Genomic DNA, 23,158 nt, shown 5'->3' on the forward strand with positions numbered 1-23,158 from the left:
TAATATTGTGCATTATTTTTTTATTTTTGGTATTAACAAACGAACAGTTTTATGATATAATAGATTTGTATACATACAGACAGAAAATGAATTTTCATATACAATTAAGGATGTGTTTTTTTGAATAAATATACGATCTCGTGCCCATGTCACTTCGGACTTGAAAGCGTACTTTCATTTGAAGCAAAAAGAATCGGTGCAGAGAACGTTACTGCTGACAACGGACGCGTTACCTTTGAGGGAGACATGGCAATGATCGCAAGAGCGAACATCTGTCTCGCAACAGCAGAACGTGTGCTTATACATCTTGCTGAATTCAGGGCTCTTACATTTGAAGATCTCTTTGAGGGTGTAAGAAAAATACCTTTTGAGGAATTCATCGGGAAAACAGAGGCTTTTCCTGTAAAAGGATATTCACTGAACTCACAGCTGCGCAGCATTCCTGACTGCCAGTCGATCATAAAGAAAGCCGCAGTCGAAAGACTGAAGGAAAAATACGGAGTGAACTGGTTTGACGAATCAGGAGCTGTACACCAGATACAGTTCGGTATCATGAAAGATGTCGTTACCATCTATCTCGATACAAGCGGCACCGGCCTTCACAAGCGCGGATACCGCAGAAACTCAAACCTTGCTCCTATAAAGGAAACACTTGCAGCCGGAATCATAGACCTTGCACATGTCCGTGAAGACAGCCGTGTGTGTGACCCGTTCTGCGGAAGCGGTACTTTCCTTATCGAATCAGCTTTTAAGTCACTCAACATAGCACCGGGTATAAACAGAAGATTTTCCGCTGAAAAATGGGAGATATCAGACAGTTCTGTCTGGAGCGAAGAAAGAAAACGTGCTGTCTCTCTTGTAAAAAGAGATGCAAAGTTTGAAGCATGCGGCTATGACGTTGACGAAGAATGCGTAATGCTTTCAAATGACAATATTAAAAAGGCCGGGGTAGCGTCAAGAGTCACTGCTTATCAGGCCGACATAAAACACTTCGACAGTGTTGAAAATTCGATCGTTATCTGCAATCCTCCTTACGGCGAGCGTATGCTTGAGCTCAAGGAAGCTGAAGAGCTCTACAGAATAATGGGAAGAAAATTCACCATGGACAAGGGAAACACATACTACATAATCTCACCGCATGAAAATTTTGAAAACTTCTTCGGAAGAAAAGCTGATAAAAGGAGAAAACTCTACAACGGAATGATCAAATGTCAGCTTTTTATGTACTTTAAATAATCACAGGAGTATATTTAATGAGTAATCCAAACCTTAATATTGGACTTTACGTTAGTAATCTCGCTGACGATTCCGTCTACTCCTTATGCAGCGGAGCATCGTCAGCTGCGAAGGAGCTCGGTGCCAACCTTTTAATTTTTCCTGGAATGCATCTCAACGGCGACTACAACGACCCACTGAAGTCTCCTTACTATTACCAGTACAATACAATATATGAACTCGGCCGTAAGATAAATCTTGATTTTCTTATAATAATGGCCGGAATAATCGGAAACACGCTCTCCGATGAAGAGACTCTGAAGTTTATTGAAAACTTTCCGGGCATACCTGTTATGACCGTCGCAGCGGAATATGAAAACTATCATTCCATCAGGCTCGACAACAAAACAGGTCTTAAAAAGGCCCTGAACCACCTTATACACCGGCACAACTGCCGCAACATCGGATTTGTCAGCGGTTCAAGGCTCAATTCAGATGCCGAGGAACGCCGTAACGTATATGTTGAAACGATGCTTGAAAACGGTCTTGCAATTGACAAGAATCTTATTGTATACGGTGATTTTTCTGAGAACAGTGACAACGTTGTAACTGAGCTTCTCAATGACAATGAACAGATCGACGCTATCTGTTTTGCCAACGACGAAATGGCAAAGGGCGGATACCGCGTATTAGAAAAAAGCGGCAAATTCAAGGTAGGCAAAAACATTTCAGTTGTCGGCTTTGACAATTCAAAAACTGCAGTTGAGCTTTATCCTCTGCTCACAACCGTAAACGCAGACAACTACAGCATGGGATACAAAGCTGTTTCTATGATACCTGAGCTTCTCACAGCAAAGGAACCTAAGCATACAGTTATTCCTACAAATCTTATTGTGCGCAACTCATGCGGATGCAAGAACACTTCCTACGAGAATTTAAGCTATATTTTCGCTGACACCAAACTCAGCAAATCTCAGCTTGCGGAATTCACCCCGAAGGATTACATGAATTATCTCTTCAGGGATTCATCAAAACTCAAGATCAAAAAATATTTTCCCGGAGAAAAGTATGACAGGATCGTACAGGTATTCGAGAATTTCTTCGAAATAGTATTTGACTACGGTTCATTCATGAAGGCAAAGCACTACCGCAAGGCCGTGCAGAATGCCGTGCAGGAGATCATTGCTACCGGTATTCTTTCAATTATGCCGACTGACGAGATCTATAACATAATTGACATCGTTCAGTACAGACTTACCACTGAATACTCATGCGATTACGAAATAGGGCTTGTCTTTTCACAGATATACCGTGAGATCGCGACCTTCAATCATACATCGCGCCGCCGTGAGCTCAACTATACCGTAAACAGCGACACGATAATCAACTGCATCGTCAACGACGTTATCATCACAGGCGAAGCAAGCAAGCAGTCGCTGCGTCCTATAATGACCCGACTCAGTGCACTGGGCATTGACCAAAGCTACATGTATCTTTTTGACGCACCTGCCGAACACAAGGAAGGAACAAAGTTCAGTCATCCTGAAACGATCTCGCTTATCTATTCACAGCACGGTGATGTTATACATTACTTCAGTGAAAACAACAGGATATCACCTACTGATCTTCTGAGTGACAAACATATCGACAACAGCGACGGTCTGCCGATGATAATAACCCCGCTGTTTTCAAATGAGGAAATATACGGAATTCTTATCTGCTCTGCAAGGCCTGCTCTTTACCAGTACATCAACAAGATCGGCATTCAGATAGGCACTGCACTCAAGTACAACAGCATTCTGAGAAATCTTCATTCTCTTCTTGCGACTGAAAAGGAAAACAGCCGTAATTTAGAAAAGATCTCAAAATACGATGAACTGACTGGTATTTTTAACAGAAGAGGATATTTTGACAATGCCGAAGCAGTTATCCACAATCCGATAAACAAGGGCAAAAACGCAATTGTCGTATTTGCGGATATGGACGGGCTTAAGTCGGTAAATGATCAGTTCGGCCACGATGACGGAGACTATGCACTCAAAAGCATCGCAAACATCCTTTCCCATTCATTCCGAACAACTGATATCGTCGGAAGGATCGGCGGCGATGAATTCGCAGCACTGGCTCTTCTCGGCGGTACGGACAACATGAACAATATCCTCACCCGTATAAACAAGACTATGGACAGCTTCAATGAGTTTTGTGAAAAACCGTACTACGTAAACATGAGCGTAGGAATTTATCCGTTCATCTGCGGCGACGACATTGTTCTGAGCGACATTCTTGAAAAAGCCGACGAAATTCTTTACCAGCAGAAAAAGACCAAAAGGAAATCAGTACTCAAAGAACCAAAGAATCAGTGAAAATCCTGTCTTGACAATCAACCTTAAAGTATTATATAATGAATATTACAGGTTTTCCTGCTTGACAAATCAGAGTTTAAGATACTGATCACATATTATTACATAAAGGTGATAGAGATAATGAAAAAATTATGCAGAAACTGCGGAGCAAAAGTTCCGAAAAAAGCAGAAATATGTCCTAAATGCGGTGAACCATATGAATACATCGACCTTGTAAGGCTTGATCCGGAAGAAGAAAAACTCATACAGGTCGACAAGCCTTCAGTTATGCCGAACGTATGCGCACTCATACTTTCCATAGCTGCATTCTGCTATGCGCTTACACTTATCTGGATGCATTTCAAAGACAACACCATGTCAGAAGCCAAAAAACCTTCCGAAGCTTCACTTACCGACGAAGTTTCAGAACCGGCTGAAACTGCTCCGGCAGATTTTTCAGAAGTGCATTACAACGCAGTCGATTTTCTCGGCATGTCCTTCTCCGACGTAACGAAGCTCCTCGGTGACAGATACAGCATCAAGATTTCCGATACAGTGGCAGCTGAATTCATGGACTTCCCTGTAACTGTTTCAACACTTGAAAGCCAGCTTACTGATGACGCTCCTATTTCAAAGGTCATCGTTTCCGGAAACGGACAGATCTCTCCGGTGGCTTCTGCTGACATGACATTCGAAGAGCTCAAGATCGTTTTAAGTCTTAAGGAAAATGCTCCTGAACTCAATGAAAAGGATGCATTCTACTATGCACACACAAATTTTGACAATGGTGTATGCAAAATAAGCGCAGACTTCAAGTTTGACAACGAAGCGATTGACAGAGCACCTATCGAGGTTATCCTCACGGACATTTCACTCAACGTTCCAAAGGTAATGGGAACTGTAACAGGTATCGATCAGGATGACGTTCTGAACATGCGTGCAGAACCTTCCTATGACGCTGACTCCATCGACGAACTCACAAACGGTGCTCAGCTCGAGATCATTGATACAGTTACTGATTCCGACGGTAACGAATGGTACAAAGTAAAATCAGGAGACAAGGAAGGCTTTGTTTCAAAAGAATACGTAGTTAAGAACGACGAAATCAGAAACATCGACAATTCATCATCAGAACCGGAAGAAAGCGAAGATGAAGATGACGAAGATGAAAATGACGAATCAGAGGACGAAGATGACGAATCTGATGATGAATACGACGAAGACTACGAATAATAACTTCCTTTAAAGCAGAAACCGGCATATAACATGCTTTTTTAAGATGTTATATGCCTTTTTTGTAACACCGGAAAGCATCGAGGAAAATGCATTATGAAAGAATACAATTTTACTGTTAATCTCGGCGGCATGATGGATCTCCTTTCGAACCATCTTTACAGCACGCCGAAAGTATTCCTGAGAGAACTGCTCCAGAATTCAGCAGATGCCGTCATGCTCCGAAAAGCACACGGAATGGATGAGGAACCGCGTATCGACATTACGATCGAGGAAAACAGATCACTCACTTTCAGGGATAACGGAAGCGGTCTTACAGAAGAAGAAATACACAAATTCATCTCGGTGATCGGTCAGTCACTCAAGCGTAACAACAGGGAGAACATATCATTCATCGGTAAATTCGGTATCGGCATGCTTTCCTGCTTTATGGTCACTTCAGAAATAATACTCAGAACCCGTTCGTACAACGAACCTGACAAGGTGTTCGAATGGCACGGCAGCACTTCGGGAAAATACACCGTTGAGGAGATCGAATCAGACATGCCTGTCGGAACTGAGATCGTCATTTCCGCATCTGAAAAATACGCACCTTATTTTACTTTTACAGAAATACTCAGTGCGGTACGCTACTATGCACTGCCTATGTCGTTTCCGATATACGTTACATCAGGAACTTTTTCAGCACGGGCAAACCCGCTTTTCAACAAGATCAGTGCAAATGAACGTGAAAATGTTCTCACCATGGGCAGACAGATATTCGGAACGGATTTTGACTTTATCGACTATATTCCGCTCGAATCAGAAAAAGGTCTTTTCAGCGGTGTAGCATACATTCTTCCTTTCACGGTGTCGGCGGCATCGGTAAGAAGCCACCGCATCTACCTGAAGAGCATACTTCTGACCGAGGACGGATCACAGATACTTCCTAACTGGGCTTTCTTCATCCAGTGCTTCTTCAACACCGACAGACTCAGTGCAAATGCTGCCCGTGAAAACTTCTACCGAAACGAACTTCTTCTTGAAGCTGAAGCAGAAATTGAACACTGCATTTCAAGTTATCTTGAAAGGATCTCCATAAGAAATCCAGCCCTGCTCGCGAAGATAGTTTCTATACACGGCAATGCACTCAAATCAGTTGCAGCTGAAAACGAACGGCTTTTCAGGATCTTCATGCCGTATTTCAACTTCGAGAGCAGTTTCGGAATAAGAAGCGGCAAGACTCTCATGCACTACGACTACACGATCTTCTATACAACCGATGCTGATACTTTCAGGCAGCTCAAGCCTGTTTTCTGCGAGAAGGATGAGCTGCTTGTAAACGCAAGCCAGATATACATCCGCGAACTCATCACCATGCTTGACGAACTTGGCATCGCTCATACCGAAGCAGTAAGTGAAACACTCCTTGACACATTTCTTGAGGAACCGCCGGATGCCGGTGATTACGACTACCTGTGCGACATCGCATCCATTGCGCTTGAGAAATACGACTGCAGTGTACGTATAAAGAGCATCATCCCGGCACAGCTGACTTCACTGTACACACTCAACACCGACGGTCAGCTCAAACGCGACATTGAAAATTCGAAAAAGAAATCTGACGGCATGTTCGATGAAATGCTTGACGCTTTCAGCGAGGAACTTACAGCCGATTCGTCCGCAGTGCTTTATCTCAACGCGGAAAACCCGCTGATAATGAAGCTTGCTGACACTGATGATCCGGACAAGATCGAAGTATGTGCAAACATTATTTACATACAGGCACTTATCGCCGGCGGCTTCCCTGTAGATGCCACAGATCTGTTTATGATGAACGAAAACCTGATAAAACTAATCGAATGGGGACTGTAAAAATGTTCGACTTTTCACACTTTGAAAATCTATCCGAAGGCGATGAACGTCTCCGGTATCTGAAAAAATGCATTCTCACAGCCGATCACCGGAGAAATATCGCCGAAGCTCTTGATCTGAGATACCGCTACATCCAGGAATCAGTTTTCAACAGTGACAGCTTCGGTGCAATGATCATGTTTCCGGAATACATGGCCATGTTCTCAGCCAATACTGAAAAGCACAGTCCGCTTTCATTTCTGACTGCGTTCAAGTGGTTCATTGAGGAAATGTTTTCGTACTATCAGGTAACATATCAGAAATCGGAAGAGTACTTTGCAAAATACGAAGAACTCCTCCATGCATTCGGATATTCCATGAGAACATATCACATGCTGCGTATCAAATACTACATGATACACGATCCGTCGAAGATTTCTGAGCACCTGAAGCAGTACCGCAAATGTCCTTCAGACGAACTTAGTGACTGCATGGCCTGCGAACTCGACACCGAAATACAGGCTGAACTGCTTACCGGATCAGAAGAGAAAGCTGTCCGCATGCTCGCCTCTCTTATGGAACAGAACATTTCATGTTCCGAGGTTCCGCACAAGACATACGGAAAATGCGTCGAACACTTCACACGCATAGGCGACCTCGATGAAGCCGACTACTACGCTGATCTGCTTCTGCCGCTGATGGGAGTGGACACGAACTTCCTTGCCGAAGCCGGTAACATACTGCTCCTCAAATCATATACAGCGCCTAACTCCGCCTACAGCCTTTTCTGTAAATACCTTGATGTGTTTTTAAGAAGCAAAAATCCGGGAATGAAATTTTCATTTGCCAACGGCGCTGCCATTTTCTTTGAAAACCTTAACCGTGACGAAAACGAACTCATAAGCATGAAGCTTCCGAGAACATTCGAACTCTACAATGATGAAAATCAGTACGACCCTGATATTATGTTCGACTACTTCCGCGGCATCGCTTCCGATATAGCAGGAAAATTTGACAAAAGCTTCAGAAACACCTACTACTCTGATATTCTCAACTACGAATATCCGTCTGAACCGACAAAAGAACTCTCTCTTCCTGAGCACGGTATAATCGAACGTCTGCCGTTCTCGGTAGCGGTACCGTTCACAGACGAGGACAGTGTTCCTTCGAACGAACAGATCATTGCTCTTCTCAGAACAGTTCCTGACATCGAGTTCAATGACATCTCCGCTTCAGACAAGGGATCGGTTATCATATGCGGTTACAACAGCTATATTGAAACAGGATTTATATGCCGCCTGAACATCTGCGATCCGGAGGATCTTGATGATTACCAGGCTGTTCATCCTGACATTACGAATGAGGATGTAAAGGATCTTGCGGAGCACTGCTGCACTACCATAGTAATATCGACACTCTTCCACAAGGGAACTGAAAATCCTGAAATGACAGCACTCCTTCAGTTTGCGGATGTTCTTAACACCGAACACTCACCGGCTATAATGTGTGTAACAAACGGAACGCTGCTTTCGTCAAAGTGGGTACATTTTCACGCTGAAGGAAGACTTCCTCTCTTCGACAAGTATCTTTACAGTGTACATCTTTATCCGTCGATATATGACGAATCAAAATACGATATAATGACCACCGGTCTTGCGCAGCAGGCATGCCGCGACCTCACCGCCGTCGGAATAGATGATGAAGACGTGGATTTCAGCGCATGTGTGCTCCGCCAGATAGCAGACCTGATCTGCGGTTTCACGGAACTTCGTGATGAAGGATGCACCACCGGCTTCGGAGTCGTGTACAACGAGGAGTCAGAAGTGCAGTTTTCATGGCTTCCTATGGACAAAGCCTATCCGGATAATTTCACCCGTTCCGACAACGATCTTGCCGTACCGCTGCTTTATCTGAGTGCTGACGATGTCGACATGAAACGCGGATACCTTATCAACGAGGTGCCGGAAGCTGCCCGTTACAGGATCGATTTCCGTGATTCGCTGAAGTCACTGCGTATCGAAGCCGTTCTTTCGAAGCGAAATCTGCCGTACGCCTTTGATGCGCTTTCCCGCCTTGAAGGAAGTACCCTTGAGATTGCCCTGACTGTACGTCCGGCAGTCAGCGAAATCGAAGATCTTGATGAAGACGATGAGGTCACTGACGAGATCTGCATCCTCGGCATGTCGTATGACGAAGACAGCTTCACTGTTACCGGAAGAGTGCTTATCGAATCCGATCTTTCACCTGAATACGAATATGACAGTATAGTAACGCTGAGCATAGACGATATCATTTTCTGGCGTTTCGGATACAACGGATCGATCTACACGCCGGACGACACTTACAGACTTCTTCCGTGATCCGGTGATCATCTGTTTTCCAGGTAATGATCACTCTCCGCGGCAGCTTTATGCGGCTTACCGGAAAGATAAAAAAACTGAATACAAAAAAGTCAGCATATCCTGATCACGTAAATACGTGGATCAGGATATGCTGCTCTGCTTTAATGAGGTTTTTTCATCCCCGTTATTTTATCAGTCAGCGCCGCCGCCTCCGCAGCTTGAACAGCTTGAACAGCTCGAACAGCTTGAGCAGCTCGAACAGCTGCTTCCGCTGCTGGAACTTGATCTGTATACATCATGCCATGTGGAATCTGAAACGAATATGAAATTATACAGGTCATCATCGTCGCGGCCTGATGAACTTAGTTTTTCACGTGTTGTGTTTAACAGTAAAAGAAGCGTATAAGCATCCACGCGTCCGGTACGTTCAAGAAGCGTAAAGCAGTCAAGTGCGCTTACCTTTGTATCAATGTACTTCGCGTTCTTTTCCCAGAACTCAAATTCCTTCTTCAGCTCATCGACGGTTTTTTCTGTCATTAAGCTCCTTAAAAAGCGGACTTTTACTGATCTCACTGCTGTATTTTTTTTCTCCATTCCTCAATTTCCTTAACTACAGTGTCATTAAACTCTTCTTTCATTGTCCTATAGTAAAATACCGGACCGTACTGATCTTCACTCATGGTAAAGTGTTCGCTGAGCAGTTTCATGAAATCACCGTTCATGGCGTTCTGCACTTCATCTGTACATATACTGCCGGCGCCGTTGTTTACTCTTAAGCCCTCCGGAACTGCAGTGAAATATCCTCTTGCGCACAGATCAAAGAGCTCCGCGTAAAATACAAGCACATGATCCTGTGAAAGAAATACTTTTTTAAACGGATAAAGTGTATACCAGACAAAAGGCATGCCTGCCGATTCGATCTTATCTGCTGATTTTTTGAAACAGTCAGGATCTTCCTCAAGCATTCTGCGTACCTTCTTCCTTTTCTTCATCGGAACAATTAAATAAATATAAACCATAATTACCGGAAAGAATGCCATCATGATAAATCCGAGCACTATATAACCGAACGAAATTTCATCGTCCTCTCCTCCGTCAACTGCACGCTGAATGTGTTCCGGAACATTTACATCGGCAACTCTTGTAAGATTTTTAAAACCTTCCGGTGAAATATCAAGCCGAAGCTTGTATATGCCGCTCACATCGGAAGCGTTGAAGTAAAGCGTATTTGTAGTTACGTCCGATTCACCCTGAGAAATGCTGCAGTTTGCAGTGTCATCATCATAAGGAAGATTTACTATAGCTGTCACCGTACCTACCGTTTTCGGAAAATTCTTTCCTATAAGGCGGTAGCAGAATTCAGCTCTGTTGTTTTCATTGAGTTTGAGCGCATTCGGTATTCCGTAGACAATGTCGTATTCAACCGTTTCGTTATGCGCAGCCTTGAACCACTGTAATGAAAACCTGTCATTCTGAGCTTCGACATAATAGTGATTATCCACCCTGTCAAGCGTCTCGGAACGCTCACAGTCTGTTCCGTTTATGGATGCACTGACTATCTTCAACTGACTGATATATTCAAGCTGATTCGACGCATTGTATACATCCTTATAGAATCTGGTGAAATTACCTTTCTTATAGGTAACAGTCCAGTGTTCCTCTACAAGTGCTGTACCGTCTTCGCCGAATTTTATATCAAAATCTGCTGCGTCCACACTGTATTCCTTGTCATCGGCATACACCGTGATCACCGGACACATCAGTATCACAGTCATTATCAGTGCGATAAGTGCCGCCATGCTTTTGAATACGGTCTTTCTTTTTTTCATCTTTTCCTATACCTCCAAAAATCCATTATTAGTGAAAACACTAAGGAACCACTGATTAAATCGGAAATCCGGCAAAGCCGGATTTCCGAAAGCGGGATCTGCGGGGCTTTGCCCCGGAGCCCCCCGCTGTTTTATGAATAAATCAGCGTTTTATTATAAGTAACAGTTGATATCCTTTCCGTGCATATTACCCGTGACAGCATAGGTAAGGCACTTTGCGCCTCCACGGCACAGATGCGCCTTCGGACATTTAAAGCAGTCTTCCGGGATCTCATCTCTGTTAAGCTCCGCGATAAGTTCACTCTCACGGTAAAGTGTGGTCATATCTTTTTCAAGGCAGTTTCCGACCGGCACAGGCAGTCTCCTGCACGGAAGCAGCGTCCCGTCAGCCAGAAGCGTGAGAAGTGTCGTGCCTGCTGCACAACGGTAGTAGCAGTCTCCGCCTTCAAGAAACTGCATCGCCCTGTTCAGATGCACATCAGTGCGGTGAAAGGGAGTTTTTCTGAAATGTTCCTTCGTAAGAACACGAAGCATTTCCTTAAACTCCTCATTGCTCAGAATATCCTCAGTGTTCGAGCCGAAGGGTATAAGGCGGTCGGTCCAGAAACGGTCAACACGGTTTTTCCGCATAAGCTTTATGACATCCCCGAGTTCCCTGTAATTTCTCTTATGACAGGTAAATGACGCCATAGTCTGTATGCCTTCTTTTCTGAGGTTCTTAAGCCCTGTCATCGCTCTGTCAAAGTTTCCTCTGCCGCGTATACTGTCGTGGGTCTCACGCGTTCCGTCAATGCTTACCTGTACAAATGACAGGTTTTTAAATTCCGAAAGGCATCCGGCAGTTTTCTCATCCAGAAGCGTTCCGTTTGTGAGCAGACCAAATGTAATTCCCCTGCTTTCACACAGCGTCATAAGCGGAAACAGATCATCCGAAAGCAGCGGTTCGCCTCCGGTAATGTTTATATGTCCGCGGAATCCGTATTCCTCACAGAAGTCCATGTACTGGATAAAAAGCTTTTCCAGTTCGGAAAACTTAAGTTCCGCAGCGTTTTCGTCCTGATAGCAGTGCGTACAGTGAAGGTTGCACCTGTGAAGTATATGCCACTGCAGAACATGTTTTTTCTTTTTCTCCATACTACTCCAAAATAAAAGTACAGAGAAATCCGGAACGGATCCGGTTTTCTCTGTACCGGTTTTTATTTACTCTGTTTTGCCGGGAACTCTGTTATCTTCTTTGAAAGATACTGTCTGAGCGTTGCAAGGTCAGCAAGATCGACTTTTCCGTCACCTGTTACATCGGCATTCTTTTCCATCATATTGAAAAGCGGTTCGTTATCAACAAGTGAAATAGCAAGCGTGGTAAGGTCAGTAAGATCTACCTTGCCGCTGCAGTCAACGTCGCCCGGAATATACGGATCATCCAGGTATTTATCAGATGTTTCGCTAACTCCCGGATCTGAAGTCGGCAGCGCTGTAGGAGATGTAAGCGGTGAAGCCTTCTCTGTCGGTGACGCTGTCGGCTTTGGTGAAACCTTTTCAGTCGGTTCCGGTGACGCTGTAGGCTTTGGTGAAGTCTTTTCAGTCGGCTTCGGTGATGCTGTAGGCTTCGGTGAAACCTTTTCAGTTGGTTCCGGTGATGCTGTAGGCTTTGGTGAAACCTTTTCAGTCGGCTTCGGTGAAGGATCAGATGAAACTGTCGTTTCCGGATTCTGAAGGAAAGCAGCTACCCACGCAAGTGATGCATTTGTTTCAAGCGATACGCTGTTTACTGACCACGCCGACGCATCAGCATAGCAGCGCTGTCTTATATTTCCCTGCTTCATTGCAACAAATCCCAGTGCCTTCATGTACTCATCCATCATAAGACCGCTCGGACCGGATGATGCAACACCGTCAGGTACTTTCGGGAAACTGCGATCAACGCTTTCAGCCCAGTATCTGTGATACGGAGCATCCATCGAGTATGAGCCGTAACCGGAGATATATGAGAATGAAAGCGGATTCGTGCCAAGGAGGTAGTCCATAGCAGATGTCACGCCGTCCTTATACTTCTGATCACCGCTTAAGTCACTTGCATATGCCATGATAACAGCGTTGTTCAGAACACATCTGTTTGAAAAAAGTTCATATCCCGGATCTTCATCACTGTAAATCGAATATGGATTTTCATAAACTGTGTCGGCAAGATACGGAATACCGTATCCCTGTTTTTCTTCTTCTGCGATATACTCATCGGCAGCGGCAAGTATCTGGCTTTCTACCTTCTTTGCCTTATTCTCCTTAAGCAGATCTTTATTCAGTGCCAGTGAAAGTGTACCTGCTGCTGCAGTATTTCCCCAGTTGAATGAAGTAAATGATCCTTTGCCTAAGAAATTCCGTCCTCCGAAATTATTATCACCGCCTCTGAGCCTTGTACCAACATTATATGCATCATCGTATTTTTCGAGTTCCTTAAGGTACTTTTCAGCTGCATCTGATTTCATCCTGCTTGCCGAGATAAAGATCTCGCATGCTGCAAGGTAAGCGTCGTCCTGTACATTATCGTCACCGTAGTTATTAGTCTCGGTACCCCGCATCGGTGCATAGAGTGATTCTTCATTCAGTTCTTCAGCAGGAACTGAATAGCCGTAGTCAGGATGGATCTTCTCTTTTGTATCTGCTATATAGTAATTCTTCTGATAAGCATCATAAGCGTCGATAGCTGAATCAAGATATTTTTCAGCCTTTTCGCTGTCATACGGAGCCCAGAGTCTTGCAGCCTGAGCAGCACACGCAGCATAGCCAAGAGTTGCAGCAAATGTCGGAGGAGATACTATACGTACCGGTTCCCATGCAAGAACCTCGTCCTCATAAACATAATTCCATGGTTTAACTGCAATGCCTGCCGGTACATGGTCATTTACCTTGTGATAGTAAAGACCTGCAGCATTCTCACCCCAGGTCGGTTCATCTTCAGCAACCTTCAGTTTTGACATCCAGTCAAGCTCATAAGCTGTTTCGTCGAGGACATCAGGAACCTTGTTTCCTGTTTCAGGAACAACTACCTTGCCTGAACCGTCACGGAACATATTTACGTCCGGTGAAGCAGCGATCGCTCTTTCATACATATTCTGAAGTGTCCATACAGCCATGGCACCGCTTACAACGTTTTTGGCATTTTCGCCGCCTGCCTCATACCAGCCGCCTGAAGAATCGATGGCAGATGATTTATACTGTGTTGCAGCTTCATCCTGCGATAAGTACCTGTCTTTCCAGACTTTCTGAACTCTTCCTTTCTCGCTCTTATGAGTTCCTCTGTGAGCAAGCTGTGTCTTGTCACCTGAAGTGATATATTTTTCTTCTATGTCGATACCGGATCGGTTCTGATAGAAATAGTTCATAGCATTGGTAACAAGATCATGACCTTTTTCTTCGTAGATATCATCGCCGATATTAAATTCAAATGATATGTAATCACCGGACTTCAGGTAGTATCTGCCCGGTGTTTTAAAGTCTGAAAAATCGAGTTTGCAGACTGTGTCACCGGAATCTTCATCCTTTACAGGCTCAGTTGATTTACCCTTAAATACGGTTTTGGCTGAAACAGCATCGATCAGTTCAAACTCTGCAGCTTCTTTCAGCTCTATTTTTTCACCGCCGTCGATACCGTCCAGCATGTCAAACCTGTCATCGCCAAGAACTGCAACCTTTCTGCTGTTGCAGAGATAACCGACCTGATTTACTGAGATGTAGTTGTTTTTCAGTCCGCTGTTCTTACGGTTTACATAGCCGTAGTCAGGTTCGCCGTCCGGAGCAAGAACACCTTCAGTTACGTCCGTCAGTGATATACTGTCAAACCAGAGTTCATCGCCGTCCACGGCATTGCCTTCATACATATTTCCTCTTGCGTACTGGAATTCCCACTGAACACCTTCAAGATCATCGGTCGGAGTGAAAGTTCCCTTGTATGTAGTCCACTCAGTAGAAAGTCTTGCCGCCCTTCCCCATTTACCGTTTCCACTGTGAGGACCGTTATGGAACTCTGTCTCATCAAGGACGCAGTAGTATTCGCTTCCTGTTATATTGCTTATCTGTGAGCAGAGCTGCATTCCCTCACGCTTTGCCTTGACTTTTACTTCAAGTTCATAGGTATGTCCTGCCTGAAAGCTGAGATTTCTGTGACGAATCTCCAGATCCCACTTTTCCCTGTCAGCACCGACAGCACTCAGTATACGTATATGCAGCTCGCCATCTTTCGTGATTTCAAACTGCTGTTTTGCCGGGCTTGATTCAACAGGCATCCACGGCAGGATCTTGTGGTCAAAAGTTGTTTCACCTAAAAGCTGATAAGCTGCATTAACTCTGGTTTCAGCCGGAAACGCCACTGACGGCGCAAGCATAGCAAGCGCGCATACCGCCGCAAGACCTCTTCTGAAATTTCTCTTCATTTTACCATCTCCTTTATAAATATAAGAACCAAAACAGCAGACATCACAGTATCTGCTCTTAAACCACTGTATGCTGTACATAAACATTTGTACAGCATACAACCTCATTGTCAATATTGTACCACACCGCAGATAGAATGTAAATAGTTTTTGTGAAAAACAGCTTCGGTACGCCTGCGGCGTACTATTTTAAAAAACAAAACATGAAGATCGCTCTTCATGTCTTGTTTTTCATATATTGCAAATCATTTTATGATCTTTTCTATCCGGCATTCGTGCTTCCTGTTTTCCTTATCGTAATTGATCCCAACAAGTAATAGCTCTCCGCTGAATGCTTTCAGTTTTTCCGTATAGTTCTTATTCTTTATCTGACTTATCGCTCCTTCGGCTGTTTTATGATAAATCAGTATTTAACCAATCAAGTATTTTATAATAGATGTTTGCCCATTCAGGTAATTCGTTCTCTGTAAATACATGGATTACACTCTCAATTTGTTTTGTTAATTTCTTTTTTGTTATGTGCTTAAAATAACTTTCATCCTTAAAATACTCATCTTCACACCATTGATATTCTTCATACGGTAAGCTGTTGTTATCTATGCCCCATTCATATACTTCACAAGGTCCGAATGATAGCCTCTTAATCAGAACAATATGTCCATCCGAGTCAGAATTCATATTAGGCATTAAATATGACCAGCTTCCAACAAAAATACTTTTTGAGGGCATTATGATTCCTCCAAAAATTCCAATTTACATGAGCAAGACGAGAGCCTACCCTTATCAGTAATTATACATCACCACCCCGAAAAAGTCAATCTTTCAGCGACAGAAAGAAAAATATTTTTACATCAGAAAGAAAAACATCGACACCGACACGCCTACGGGCAAATTCATGTTGACCGTGTTCGCAGCGACGGCATAAAATCATATTTCAGTTCTTCATCACGTTTTCTGCTGCGGTCAAGATGCATAGCTATCATAAATAGCATCTTCGACACCTTCATCTGATAGATTGAACCAATCCTGAAGAAGATACATTCTAAGCATGGTCTCGATACCTTTTACAGGTCTGCCATGATTACCTGACGGATAGTAAGGAGCGATTATCTGAATCCATGAATCCCATGGAATTATCTCTTCCATTCTATTAAGAAACGCTTCTTTTTTTCCCTGACGCTTTCTAAGGGAATATTCCATATCACTGAAACTTAACTGTCCGTTCATATCAAAATACCTCGCATAATATATTTTATTAACTATATTATATCATATATCTGATAAATTGTTGACTCTAACGTCGATTAAATCAGCGTTTCCCTAAAATAAAAATAGTAAATAGGGACGGCATTCTGTTACCGACCACCCATAATGTCGTCCAATAGGCACTGTATCTTGTCACGCAGGCAACAGTTCTGTCAAGGGAAATGTACAAGATTCTGGAAAGTCAGTCCTGCAACTGCGGCCCAGACACGGAATGCTCACGGGAAAACCAACGCGATAAACCCATCCTTCGGGCACGCGGTAACAAATAATAGAAAACGGCATCGTTCCGATTCGAATTTCGGGATGATGCCGTCTGTGTTTTTATCTATAAAAATGATATAATAATTGTATTAACCTTTAGAAAGGAATAAACGATAGCTGTTTTGATCGTCATAACTCGCAATTATGACACAGCTATCGTCCCTCAACAATGAAAAGTATATCATTTTTTCGTGAAAAAGTCAAGGACGGAATCGTCGAAATTACAGGAACAAATTCACCTGTTTGTCCAATTTGCGGCAAACCAATGAAGTCACACGGAAGGTGCAGACGGTATCTGCGCGTATCCGGCGAAGAGCGAATCACTCTGTCTCTCAGAGTTTTCTACTGCCCGGAATGCGACCGTTATCACCGCGAGCTTCCGGATTACGTTGCTCCTTACAAACATCTCAGTACTGAAATAATAGCTGAAATATATGATGGTCTTGACAACTATGATGTTGATGACAGCACGATAATACGCATCCGAAACTGGGTAAGAAAGTTCCTGAATTTTGGTTCTGCGACTGTCAGAAGACTTAAAATTGAGCATCCTGCACTGGTCGTCAGAAGCAGTTTTGAATCAACATTTGACACGCTCACCTATTTTGTCAGAATAGTCGTAAATTCCAATGAATGGAAGTTCATTAGTTCGCCTGTCATTTCAGTCTGACCTGTACTATGATAGAGATATCAACTACAAGGAGGTACCTCTATGGACATGAAAAATCAGAAACTGGCAAAAGAGATAGCTGAACAGCGTGTGATCATGATAGCGCCACTGCTTGATACCACTCTGTCTCAGGATGAGTATTACGGCAAGCGCTGGGAATTAGCTGATACGTTTGAAGTATCAACAAGAACACTCCAGCGCTATGTGGATGCGTATAACGGAAATGGAATCGACGGATTAAAACCCAAAGGGAAAGTACCGGAACAGAATACCGTGATCACTAAGGAGATCCTGGAAGAGGCAATCCGTCTGCGCCGTGAAGTTCCGTCACGAAGCGTCCCTACCATCATCCAGATACTTGAACTTGAAAACAAGGTCGAAGTTGGCATGCTGAAACGAACGACGCTTCAGCGTGCACTATCAAGGGCGGGTTATTCATCTCAGATGATGAAGACCTATCAGGATCATGGATACGGTTCACAGCGTTTTGCCAGAGTTCATCGCTGTGACTTGTGGCAGGGAGACCTGAAATACGGACCAACGCTGACTATCGACGGAAAGCCGCAGCCAACGTACATGTCGTGTCTGATTGACGATGCAACACGTTACATTGTTCATGCTGAGTTTTATGGAGATATGGAGCAGAGCATTGTTGAGGATACACTGAAGAAAGGCATTCAGAAATTTGGACTTCCCCGTCGTATCTACTTCGACAACGGTTCACAGTATCGTACCCAATGGATGAAGCGTGCATGCAGTCTTCTGAGTATTAAACTGCTGTATGCTAAACCGCGTAATCCTCAGGGTAAAGGAAAACAGGAACGCTTCAACCATACCGTTGACTCGTTCATTGAAGAGGTAAACCTGAACCGTCCTGACAGCATAGAAGAACTGAACAGACTGTTTAACGCCTGGCTCTCTGAATGTTACCACAGTAAAATACACAGTGCACTCGGAATAACCCCGGAACAGGCATTCAAATGCGATTCCATGCCATTACGCTATCCGGATGATGCAATACTCTCAACTGCTTTCCTGCACTGTGAAACCCGTAAAGTTAACAAGTCAGGATGTATCAGCTTCATGGGTAAAGATTATGATGTTGGCGTTCTTTATGCCGGACAGCAGGTGGATGTTGTTTATGATCCTCAGAATATTGCACGTGTAAGGATTGAAGCAAAGAATCATGAACCGTTTTACGCTGAACCGGCTAAGGTAGGTACACACGTTGCTAAAAAACCGAAACGTGCTGAAATTGAAAGTATCCCAGCGGATTCTTCAAGACTTCTTGATGCTGTTACAAAGAGCGCCGGGGAAAAGGAACGTCGAGCTATTATTTCGTATTCACAGGTATTGGAGGGTGCTGAAAATGTTTGAAATGTTTTATGGTATGCAGCATACACCGTTTACGCGCGGTATTCCATCTGATCAGCTGCACAGAACACATCAGAATACTGAAGTTTTCAGTCGTCTGATCATCACTGCACAGAAACAGTCATTCGCACTGCTGATTGGTGAACCAGGTACCGGCAAGACAAGTACACTTCGTCGTTTAAAGGATGAACTTCCTGAATCAGAGTACATGGTTCTGTACGTTTCTGATTCAAAACTGACTCCGCGAAGCTTCTACAACTATCTCCTGAACCAGCTCGGATGCAAATCCGAATTTCATCGCAATGCAGCGAGAAACGCTTTGCATAAGCAGATTGAAATAATGAGGAATATGCAGAAACGTAAAGTGGTCGTGATTCTTGACGAAGCACATCTGTTGCCAAAAGAAATGCTTGAAGAGGCCCGCTTTCTTCTGAATTACAAAATGGATTCCGAAAATCCAATGGCACTAATACTTTCGGGTCAGACTGAACTCTGGGACAAACTCCGTCTTTCCGCATACAGAGCCATTCTTGAAAGAGTAGATGTTGAATGCTTTCTTACTCCTATGGATTTTTCAGAAACCAAGCAGTACATTGAATCACAGCTTCATTATGCCGGACAGGAAAATCCTGTCTTCACTGAAGATGCAATGAAATCTATTTTTACTTTTTCAGGCGGAAATCCACGACTCGTAAACCGTGCCTGCAGTCAGTCACTTATCTATGGTGCACAGATGAAACAGACCTGTATCGACAGCAAATCTGTAGATATTGTACTTGAAAACGAAGTAACCGGAGCCGGTCACTGATTATCTGATGTTGCGGTTCAACTTGATTAACGGGCTTTTGCCCACAATGGAGGATAGGGCAACGCTGGGGAGCGACCTGAGCGCCATGTGGGATTTTGCCGAGAGCATAGCTCTCTAGATTGAAATTGACACCTCCGTGCTGGGGGTGTCAGTTTGTTTTTCCAATTCAGTTGACAAAATACTGTCCCTGCCCTGACAAAATACATTCACTTTTGGATGACAGGATAGGTGGGCGCTAACAGCATTCTTTCAAGAAGCCGTCCCTATTTACAAAAAAAACAATTTTTTCGAAATTATTAGCTGTTGTTTGCTGATTTCCATTTTCCTTCTATATCGTAGCTGTCAACACCCCACGGACCGAATTTCACCTTATTTGTCTCGGAATCAACTATAAATTTGAACCCGAATACAGGATATTCTCCTAAAAGATTCTGTTCGCTTCCTTTGATATGGAAATAATAGTATGGGGGAATATTCTCCGTGGGCTCTACGTATTCGTATCCGTCATATACAAAATAATCTGATGTGACAGGCGCTTCCGACATACCTAGGGACTGTAGGAACGGGAGTATCTCCTCTTCCGTCATATCATTGTCATTGAACGTTAGCCCCCCGGGATACATCATGCGTTCTTCGGTATTGGAACCCTTTGCATCAAATTTTGCCACGATTGAATCACCGACAGTTTTTGCGTTATTATAACTTGAAACGCATTGTGCTTCTAAAATGATGGAAGGATCGGTTTGGGATTGGATTTCGATATCAAAGTATTCTTGAGGATTACTTTCCATATACTCATCGTTTACGCTAATAATATATCTGTCGTTGTATTCTTCATACAGCGACCTTACGGTGTAGTATCCGCCGTCACGGAACAGATCGTCATCTATCTTCACATAACCCGACCTCAGATTTGCATTCCTGATTTCGTTTTCGGCATTGTTTGTGGATACTTCTTCGGCTTTACTTTCTTCAGAATTTGCTTCACTTTCCTCAGAAGGTGTTTCTTCACTCTTTGCTGCTGTTGTTTCGGAAGGCTTTTCTTTTACATCGGTATCACTGTTCCCGGTGTCTCCACAGCCAGTTATAGCAAGACATATGCCAAGCGCTGCAGTCATTGATGTGAGCTTCTTTATGTTCATTTTTTATTCCTCCTCAAAATATGGTCGGTATCCTGTTACGATATATCCGGTTTATTATACAATAATTACTTTTTTTATTCGCATATCACTTCATCGTCAAACAGATCATCCGGTAAGAAATCACTCATTTCACTTAATGATTTGGTTACAAGCTTATATATGAATTCAGTGGTAGAAAGATCAAATTTAAAAAACTGAAAACCATCGCCATAAACGATTATATTCATTTTATTATTCTCAGGTTTCCAGTAAAATACTGTTCCGTTATTGCAGTAAGCCCACGGTATTAATCCGGCTTCATCCGTGTTCTTATTTGACATGCGCCTGTTTTCAAAGCACTATCAACAACTTAAGAATCCAATATAAAGCGCACAAAATCATTTTTTAAGTTTGTACACAATACCGCGATACTCCTTTATAAAAAATCTTATGGATTTATCAATAAAATCACACGTTTTAAATTTTATCATTTTTCACGGCATATGTCAATGCGAATGTTGCGATTTAGAAAACATAGAATAGAATATATAAAATGGAAAAGACTGCTTCCTTAAAACAGGGTGAGCAGTCTTGGGGTTAGGAAACCGCTGATTTATTCATAATTAAGCGTGGGGGGCGTGGCGAAGCCCCGTAAATCTCACCTTCGGCAATCCGGAGATGCCGGATTGCCGATTTAATCAGTGTTTCCCTAGTGATTATTACACATTTAATCAGCATTATTTCCACTGCAAACTTCTAACCAATCTTCTCCAAATTCTTCTTCTGCTGCTTCTTCTAAATATCCAAGAAGATTTGATAAAAACTCATCAAAACCATCATATCTTTCTTGTTCTTCGCCATAAACGCTAAAGAATTCTCCTGTTTTTTTGAAAAATAAAGATGATCTCCATCACCAATAATATTGCCAATAAGAACATCGTCATTCTCTATGCTTTCCAACTCAGGAAAATACAGTTCACAATATCCCCCATAAACATAAGCATATTCTGATAACAAAAGCCAACTTTTATACATTTTAGGAATCGTGATATTATTGTCTTTTTCCCATTTTTTTATTTTTTCTATAGCACAAGGATCAGAAAAATCAGAAGATTTACCTAAATAAGATGATAACAATTTTATATCGTCATAAAAATCCTTTACCACTTTACTAATACGAAACATAATTAAAAACTCCTTTTTTATTTCATTTTTCAAATTTTTAGTAAGCCAGCACGATCTTCCATTGTTTTTTCTGTAATACTCTATAAGAACTATACAGTAAAATGCAAAGTGTGAATTAAAATTGTGCCGCAGGCACCACCTTTTAATCGGTACGCCTTCGGCGTGCTATTAAAAAAAAACAAAACATGAAGATCGCTCTTCATGTCTTGTTTTTCATACATCAAGTTTTTGAAACTCGTCGATTCTCAACTCTCGTTTCAATTCTTCTTCTGTAGGGAGATATGTGAAATACTTTGAAGCGAAAATCTGGTTATTGCCATCCGGCAGAGTATATTTTACAACCGCATCGTTCTTCTCGGCACAAAGCACGATACCGATAGGCGGATTATCGCCCTCGTTCATCAGCTCTCTGGTGTAGTAGTTTACATACATCTGCATCTGTCCCAGATCCTGATGCGTGAGCTTATCCGTTTTCAGGTCAAACAGCACAAAGCATTTGAGGATATAGTTGTAAAAAACAAGATCAATGAAAAAGTCCTGTCCGTCGAGCGTAAAGCGTTTCTGCCGTGATACAAAGGAAAATCCTCGTCCGAGCTCCAAAAGGAAGTGCTGTAAATGGTCTATCAATGCCTGCTCAATATCGCTCTCATACACATGGGTATCTGGTTTTATCTGCAAAAACTCCATGATATACGGGTCTTTTATCGCTTTTTCATATTCGGGCTTAGGTGTACTGGTCTGTATCTCTGCTGCCACCGAAGACTTGTCCTTGCTTGCAAGCAGCCGCTGATAGTACATCGTATTGATCTGCCGTTCAAGCTGACGGACGCTCCAGGCTGATTTTGCACATTCTTCTGTATAGAAGTCACGGACGATCTTATCAGTTATCTTCATAAGAATGCGGTAATGAGACCAGCTCAATTCGTGGCACAGTGTGTCACGAATCGGATAGGTCAAGTAAAACTGGCGCATTCTCCGCAAATTGCTCTCATCAAAACCCTTGCCAAACTCAGCAGTAAGTCTTTCAGAAAGGTACTTCAAAAGATTTTTACCATACTCCGCCCTGTCATTCTCACCACAAGCCTTGTATATCTGCTCGCCGATCCCCAATATGCTATAACCATTGCCGAATTGACTGCGGCATACACCTTGTTCTGCGCTGTTATTACAAAAGAACGTATGGAAGTATAGATTTCTTCCGAACTGTTCTCGGTTCTCATAATTTCATTATCCATAGGTATCGACCTCATTT

Annotated in this window: 19 protein-coding genes; 8 read left to right on the forward strand and 11 right to left on the reverse strand. The window is 43.0% G+C overall.

Annotated features, from left to right (window positions below; all coding sequences use genetic code 11):
- Positions 1-120 precede the first annotated feature (120 nt).
- The 5 genes from CC97_RS08300 to CC97_RS08325 all read left to right on the forward strand — a co-directional run bounded on the left by CC97_RS08300 (position 121) and on the right by CC97_RS08325 (position 8,983).
- Positions 121-1,236: a class I SAM-dependent RNA methyltransferase gene (locus tag CC97_RS08300; protein WP_044974578.1), complete on the forward strand. Its 1,116-nt coding sequence runs from the start codon at positions 121-123 to the stop codon at positions 1,234-1,236.
- 17 nt (positions 1,237-1,253) lie between these two features.
- Entirely contained in the window at positions 1,254-3,578 is a 2,325-nt protein-coding gene (locus CC97_RS18775) for a GGDEF domain-containing protein (RefSeq protein ID WP_049962784.1), read from the forward strand.
- Between the two features lie 120 nt (positions 3,579-3,698).
- Complete coding sequence (locus CC97_RS18780) at positions 3,699-4,790, forward strand: SH3 domain-containing protein (RefSeq protein ID WP_049962785.1); 1,092 nt, start codon at positions 3,699-3,701, stop codon at positions 4,788-4,790.
- Positions 4,791-4,886: 96 nt separating this feature from the next.
- Positions 4,887-6,644 carry an HSP90 family protein gene (locus tag CC97_RS08320; protein ID WP_044974579.1) on the forward strand — a complete coding sequence of 586 codons (1,758 nt, stop codon included), beginning with the start codon at positions 4,887-4,889 and terminating at the stop codon, positions 6,642-6,644.
- Positions 6,645-6,646: 2 nt separating this feature from the next.
- Positions 6,647-8,983, forward strand: a complete 2,337-nt coding sequence (locus tag CC97_RS08325; RefSeq protein ID WP_044974580.1) for a hypothetical protein — start codon at positions 6,647-6,649, stop codon at positions 8,981-8,983.
- Between the two features lie 174 nt (positions 8,984-9,157).
- Here the strand turns inward: CC97_RS08325 and CC97_RS08330 are convergent, their stop codons facing one another.
- From CC97_RS08330 to CC97_RS08355, 6 genes are all read right to left on the reverse strand, one after another.
- Complete coding sequence (locus tag CC97_RS08330) at positions 9,158-9,502, reverse strand: hypothetical protein (RefSeq protein WP_156036835.1); 345 nt, start codon at positions 9,500-9,502, stop codon at positions 9,158-9,160.
- Between the two features lie 32 nt (positions 9,503-9,534).
- Positions 9,535-10,794, reverse strand: coding sequence for a DUF2207 domain-containing protein (locus CC97_RS08335; RefSeq protein WP_044974582.1), 1,260 nt, complete (start codon positions 10,792-10,794; stop codon positions 9,535-9,537).
- Between the two features lie 153 nt (positions 10,795-10,947).
- Entirely contained in the window at positions 10,948-11,928 is a 981-nt protein-coding gene (locus CC97_RS08340) for a radical SAM protein (protein ID WP_044974583.1), read from the reverse strand.
- Positions 11,929-11,990: 62 nt separating this feature from the next.
- Positions 11,991-15,221, reverse strand: a complete 3,231-nt coding sequence (locus CC97_RS08345) for a glycoside hydrolase family 9 protein (RefSeq protein ID WP_044974584.1) — start codon at positions 15,219-15,221, stop codon at positions 11,991-11,993.
- 393 nt (positions 15,222-15,614) lie between these two features.
- The gene (locus CC97_RS08350) at positions 15,615-15,950 is read right to left on the reverse strand and encodes a hypothetical protein (RefSeq protein WP_044974585.1); all 336 of its coding nucleotides are present in this window, start codon (positions 15,948-15,950) and stop codon (positions 15,615-15,617) included.
- A 234-nt stretch (positions 15,951-16,184) separates the two neighbouring features.
- The gene (locus tag CC97_RS08355; protein ID WP_044974586.1) at positions 16,185-16,448 is read right to left on the reverse strand and encodes an IS5 family transposase; all 264 of its coding nucleotides are present in this window, start codon (positions 16,446-16,448) and stop codon (positions 16,185-16,187) included.
- 469 nt (positions 16,449-16,917) lie between these two features.
- On the opposite strand from CC97_RS08355, the gene CC97_RS08360 reads away from it, so the two are divergent.
- The 3 genes from CC97_RS08360 to CC97_RS08370 are packed head-to-tail and all read left to right on the forward strand — an operon-like array spanning position 16,918 to position 19,600.
- Positions 16,918-17,418, forward strand: a complete 501-nt coding sequence (locus CC97_RS08360) for a DUF6431 domain-containing protein (protein ID WP_197021841.1) — start codon at positions 16,918-16,920, stop codon at positions 17,416-17,418.
- A 42-nt stretch (positions 17,419-17,460) separates the two neighbouring features.
- The gene (locus CC97_RS08365) at positions 17,461-18,795 is read left to right on the forward strand and encodes a DDE-type integrase/transposase/recombinase (RefSeq protein WP_049962786.1); all 1,335 of its coding nucleotides are present in this window, start codon (positions 17,461-17,463) and stop codon (positions 18,793-18,795) included.
- Positions 18,788-19,600 carry an AAA family ATPase gene (locus tag CC97_RS08370; protein WP_044974499.1) on the forward strand — a complete coding sequence of 271 codons (813 nt, stop codon included), beginning with the start codon at positions 18,788-18,790 and terminating at the stop codon, positions 19,598-19,600. The genes CC97_RS08365 and CC97_RS08370 overlap by 8 nt, the downstream gene beginning before the upstream one ends.
- A 296-nt stretch (positions 19,601-19,896) precedes the next feature.
- On the opposite strand, the gene CC97_RS08375 is transcribed toward CC97_RS08370, so the two are convergent.
- From CC97_RS08375 to CC97_RS21570, 5 genes are all read right to left on the reverse strand, one after another.
- Positions 19,897-20,742 carry a hypothetical protein gene (locus tag CC97_RS08375; RefSeq protein ID WP_044974587.1) on the reverse strand — a complete coding sequence of 282 codons (846 nt, stop codon included), beginning with the start codon at positions 20,740-20,742 and terminating at the stop codon, positions 19,897-19,899.
- Positions 20,743-20,816: 74 nt separating this feature from the next.
- Positions 20,817-21,062, reverse strand: coding sequence for a hypothetical protein (locus CC97_RS08380; RefSeq protein ID WP_044974588.1), 246 nt, complete (start codon positions 21,060-21,062; stop codon positions 20,817-20,819).
- Positions 21,063-21,516: 454 nt separating this feature from the next.
- A complete protein-coding gene (locus tag CC97_RS08385) occupies positions 21,517-21,906 on the reverse strand; it encodes an SMI1/KNR4 family protein (protein WP_044974589.1) in 390 nt (129 codons plus the stop codon).
- Between the two features lie 213 nt (positions 21,907-22,119).
- Positions 22,120-23,016, reverse strand: coding sequence for a PDDEXK nuclease domain-containing protein (locus CC97_RS08390; RefSeq protein ID WP_347493555.1), 897 nt, complete (start codon positions 23,014-23,016; stop codon positions 22,120-22,122).
- Entirely contained in the window at positions 22,944-23,141 is a 198-nt protein-coding gene (locus tag CC97_RS21570; protein ID WP_347493886.1) for a hypothetical protein, read from the reverse strand. Before CC97_RS21570 ends, CC97_RS08390 begins: the two co-directional genes overlap by 73 nt.
- Positions 23,142-23,158 lie beyond the last annotated feature (17 nt).

Origin of the sequence: Ruminococcus sp. HUN007, assembly GCF_000712055.1 — a bacterium.
Classification (GTDB): domain Bacteria; phylum Bacillota; class Clostridia; order Oscillospirales; family Ruminococcaceae; genus HUN007.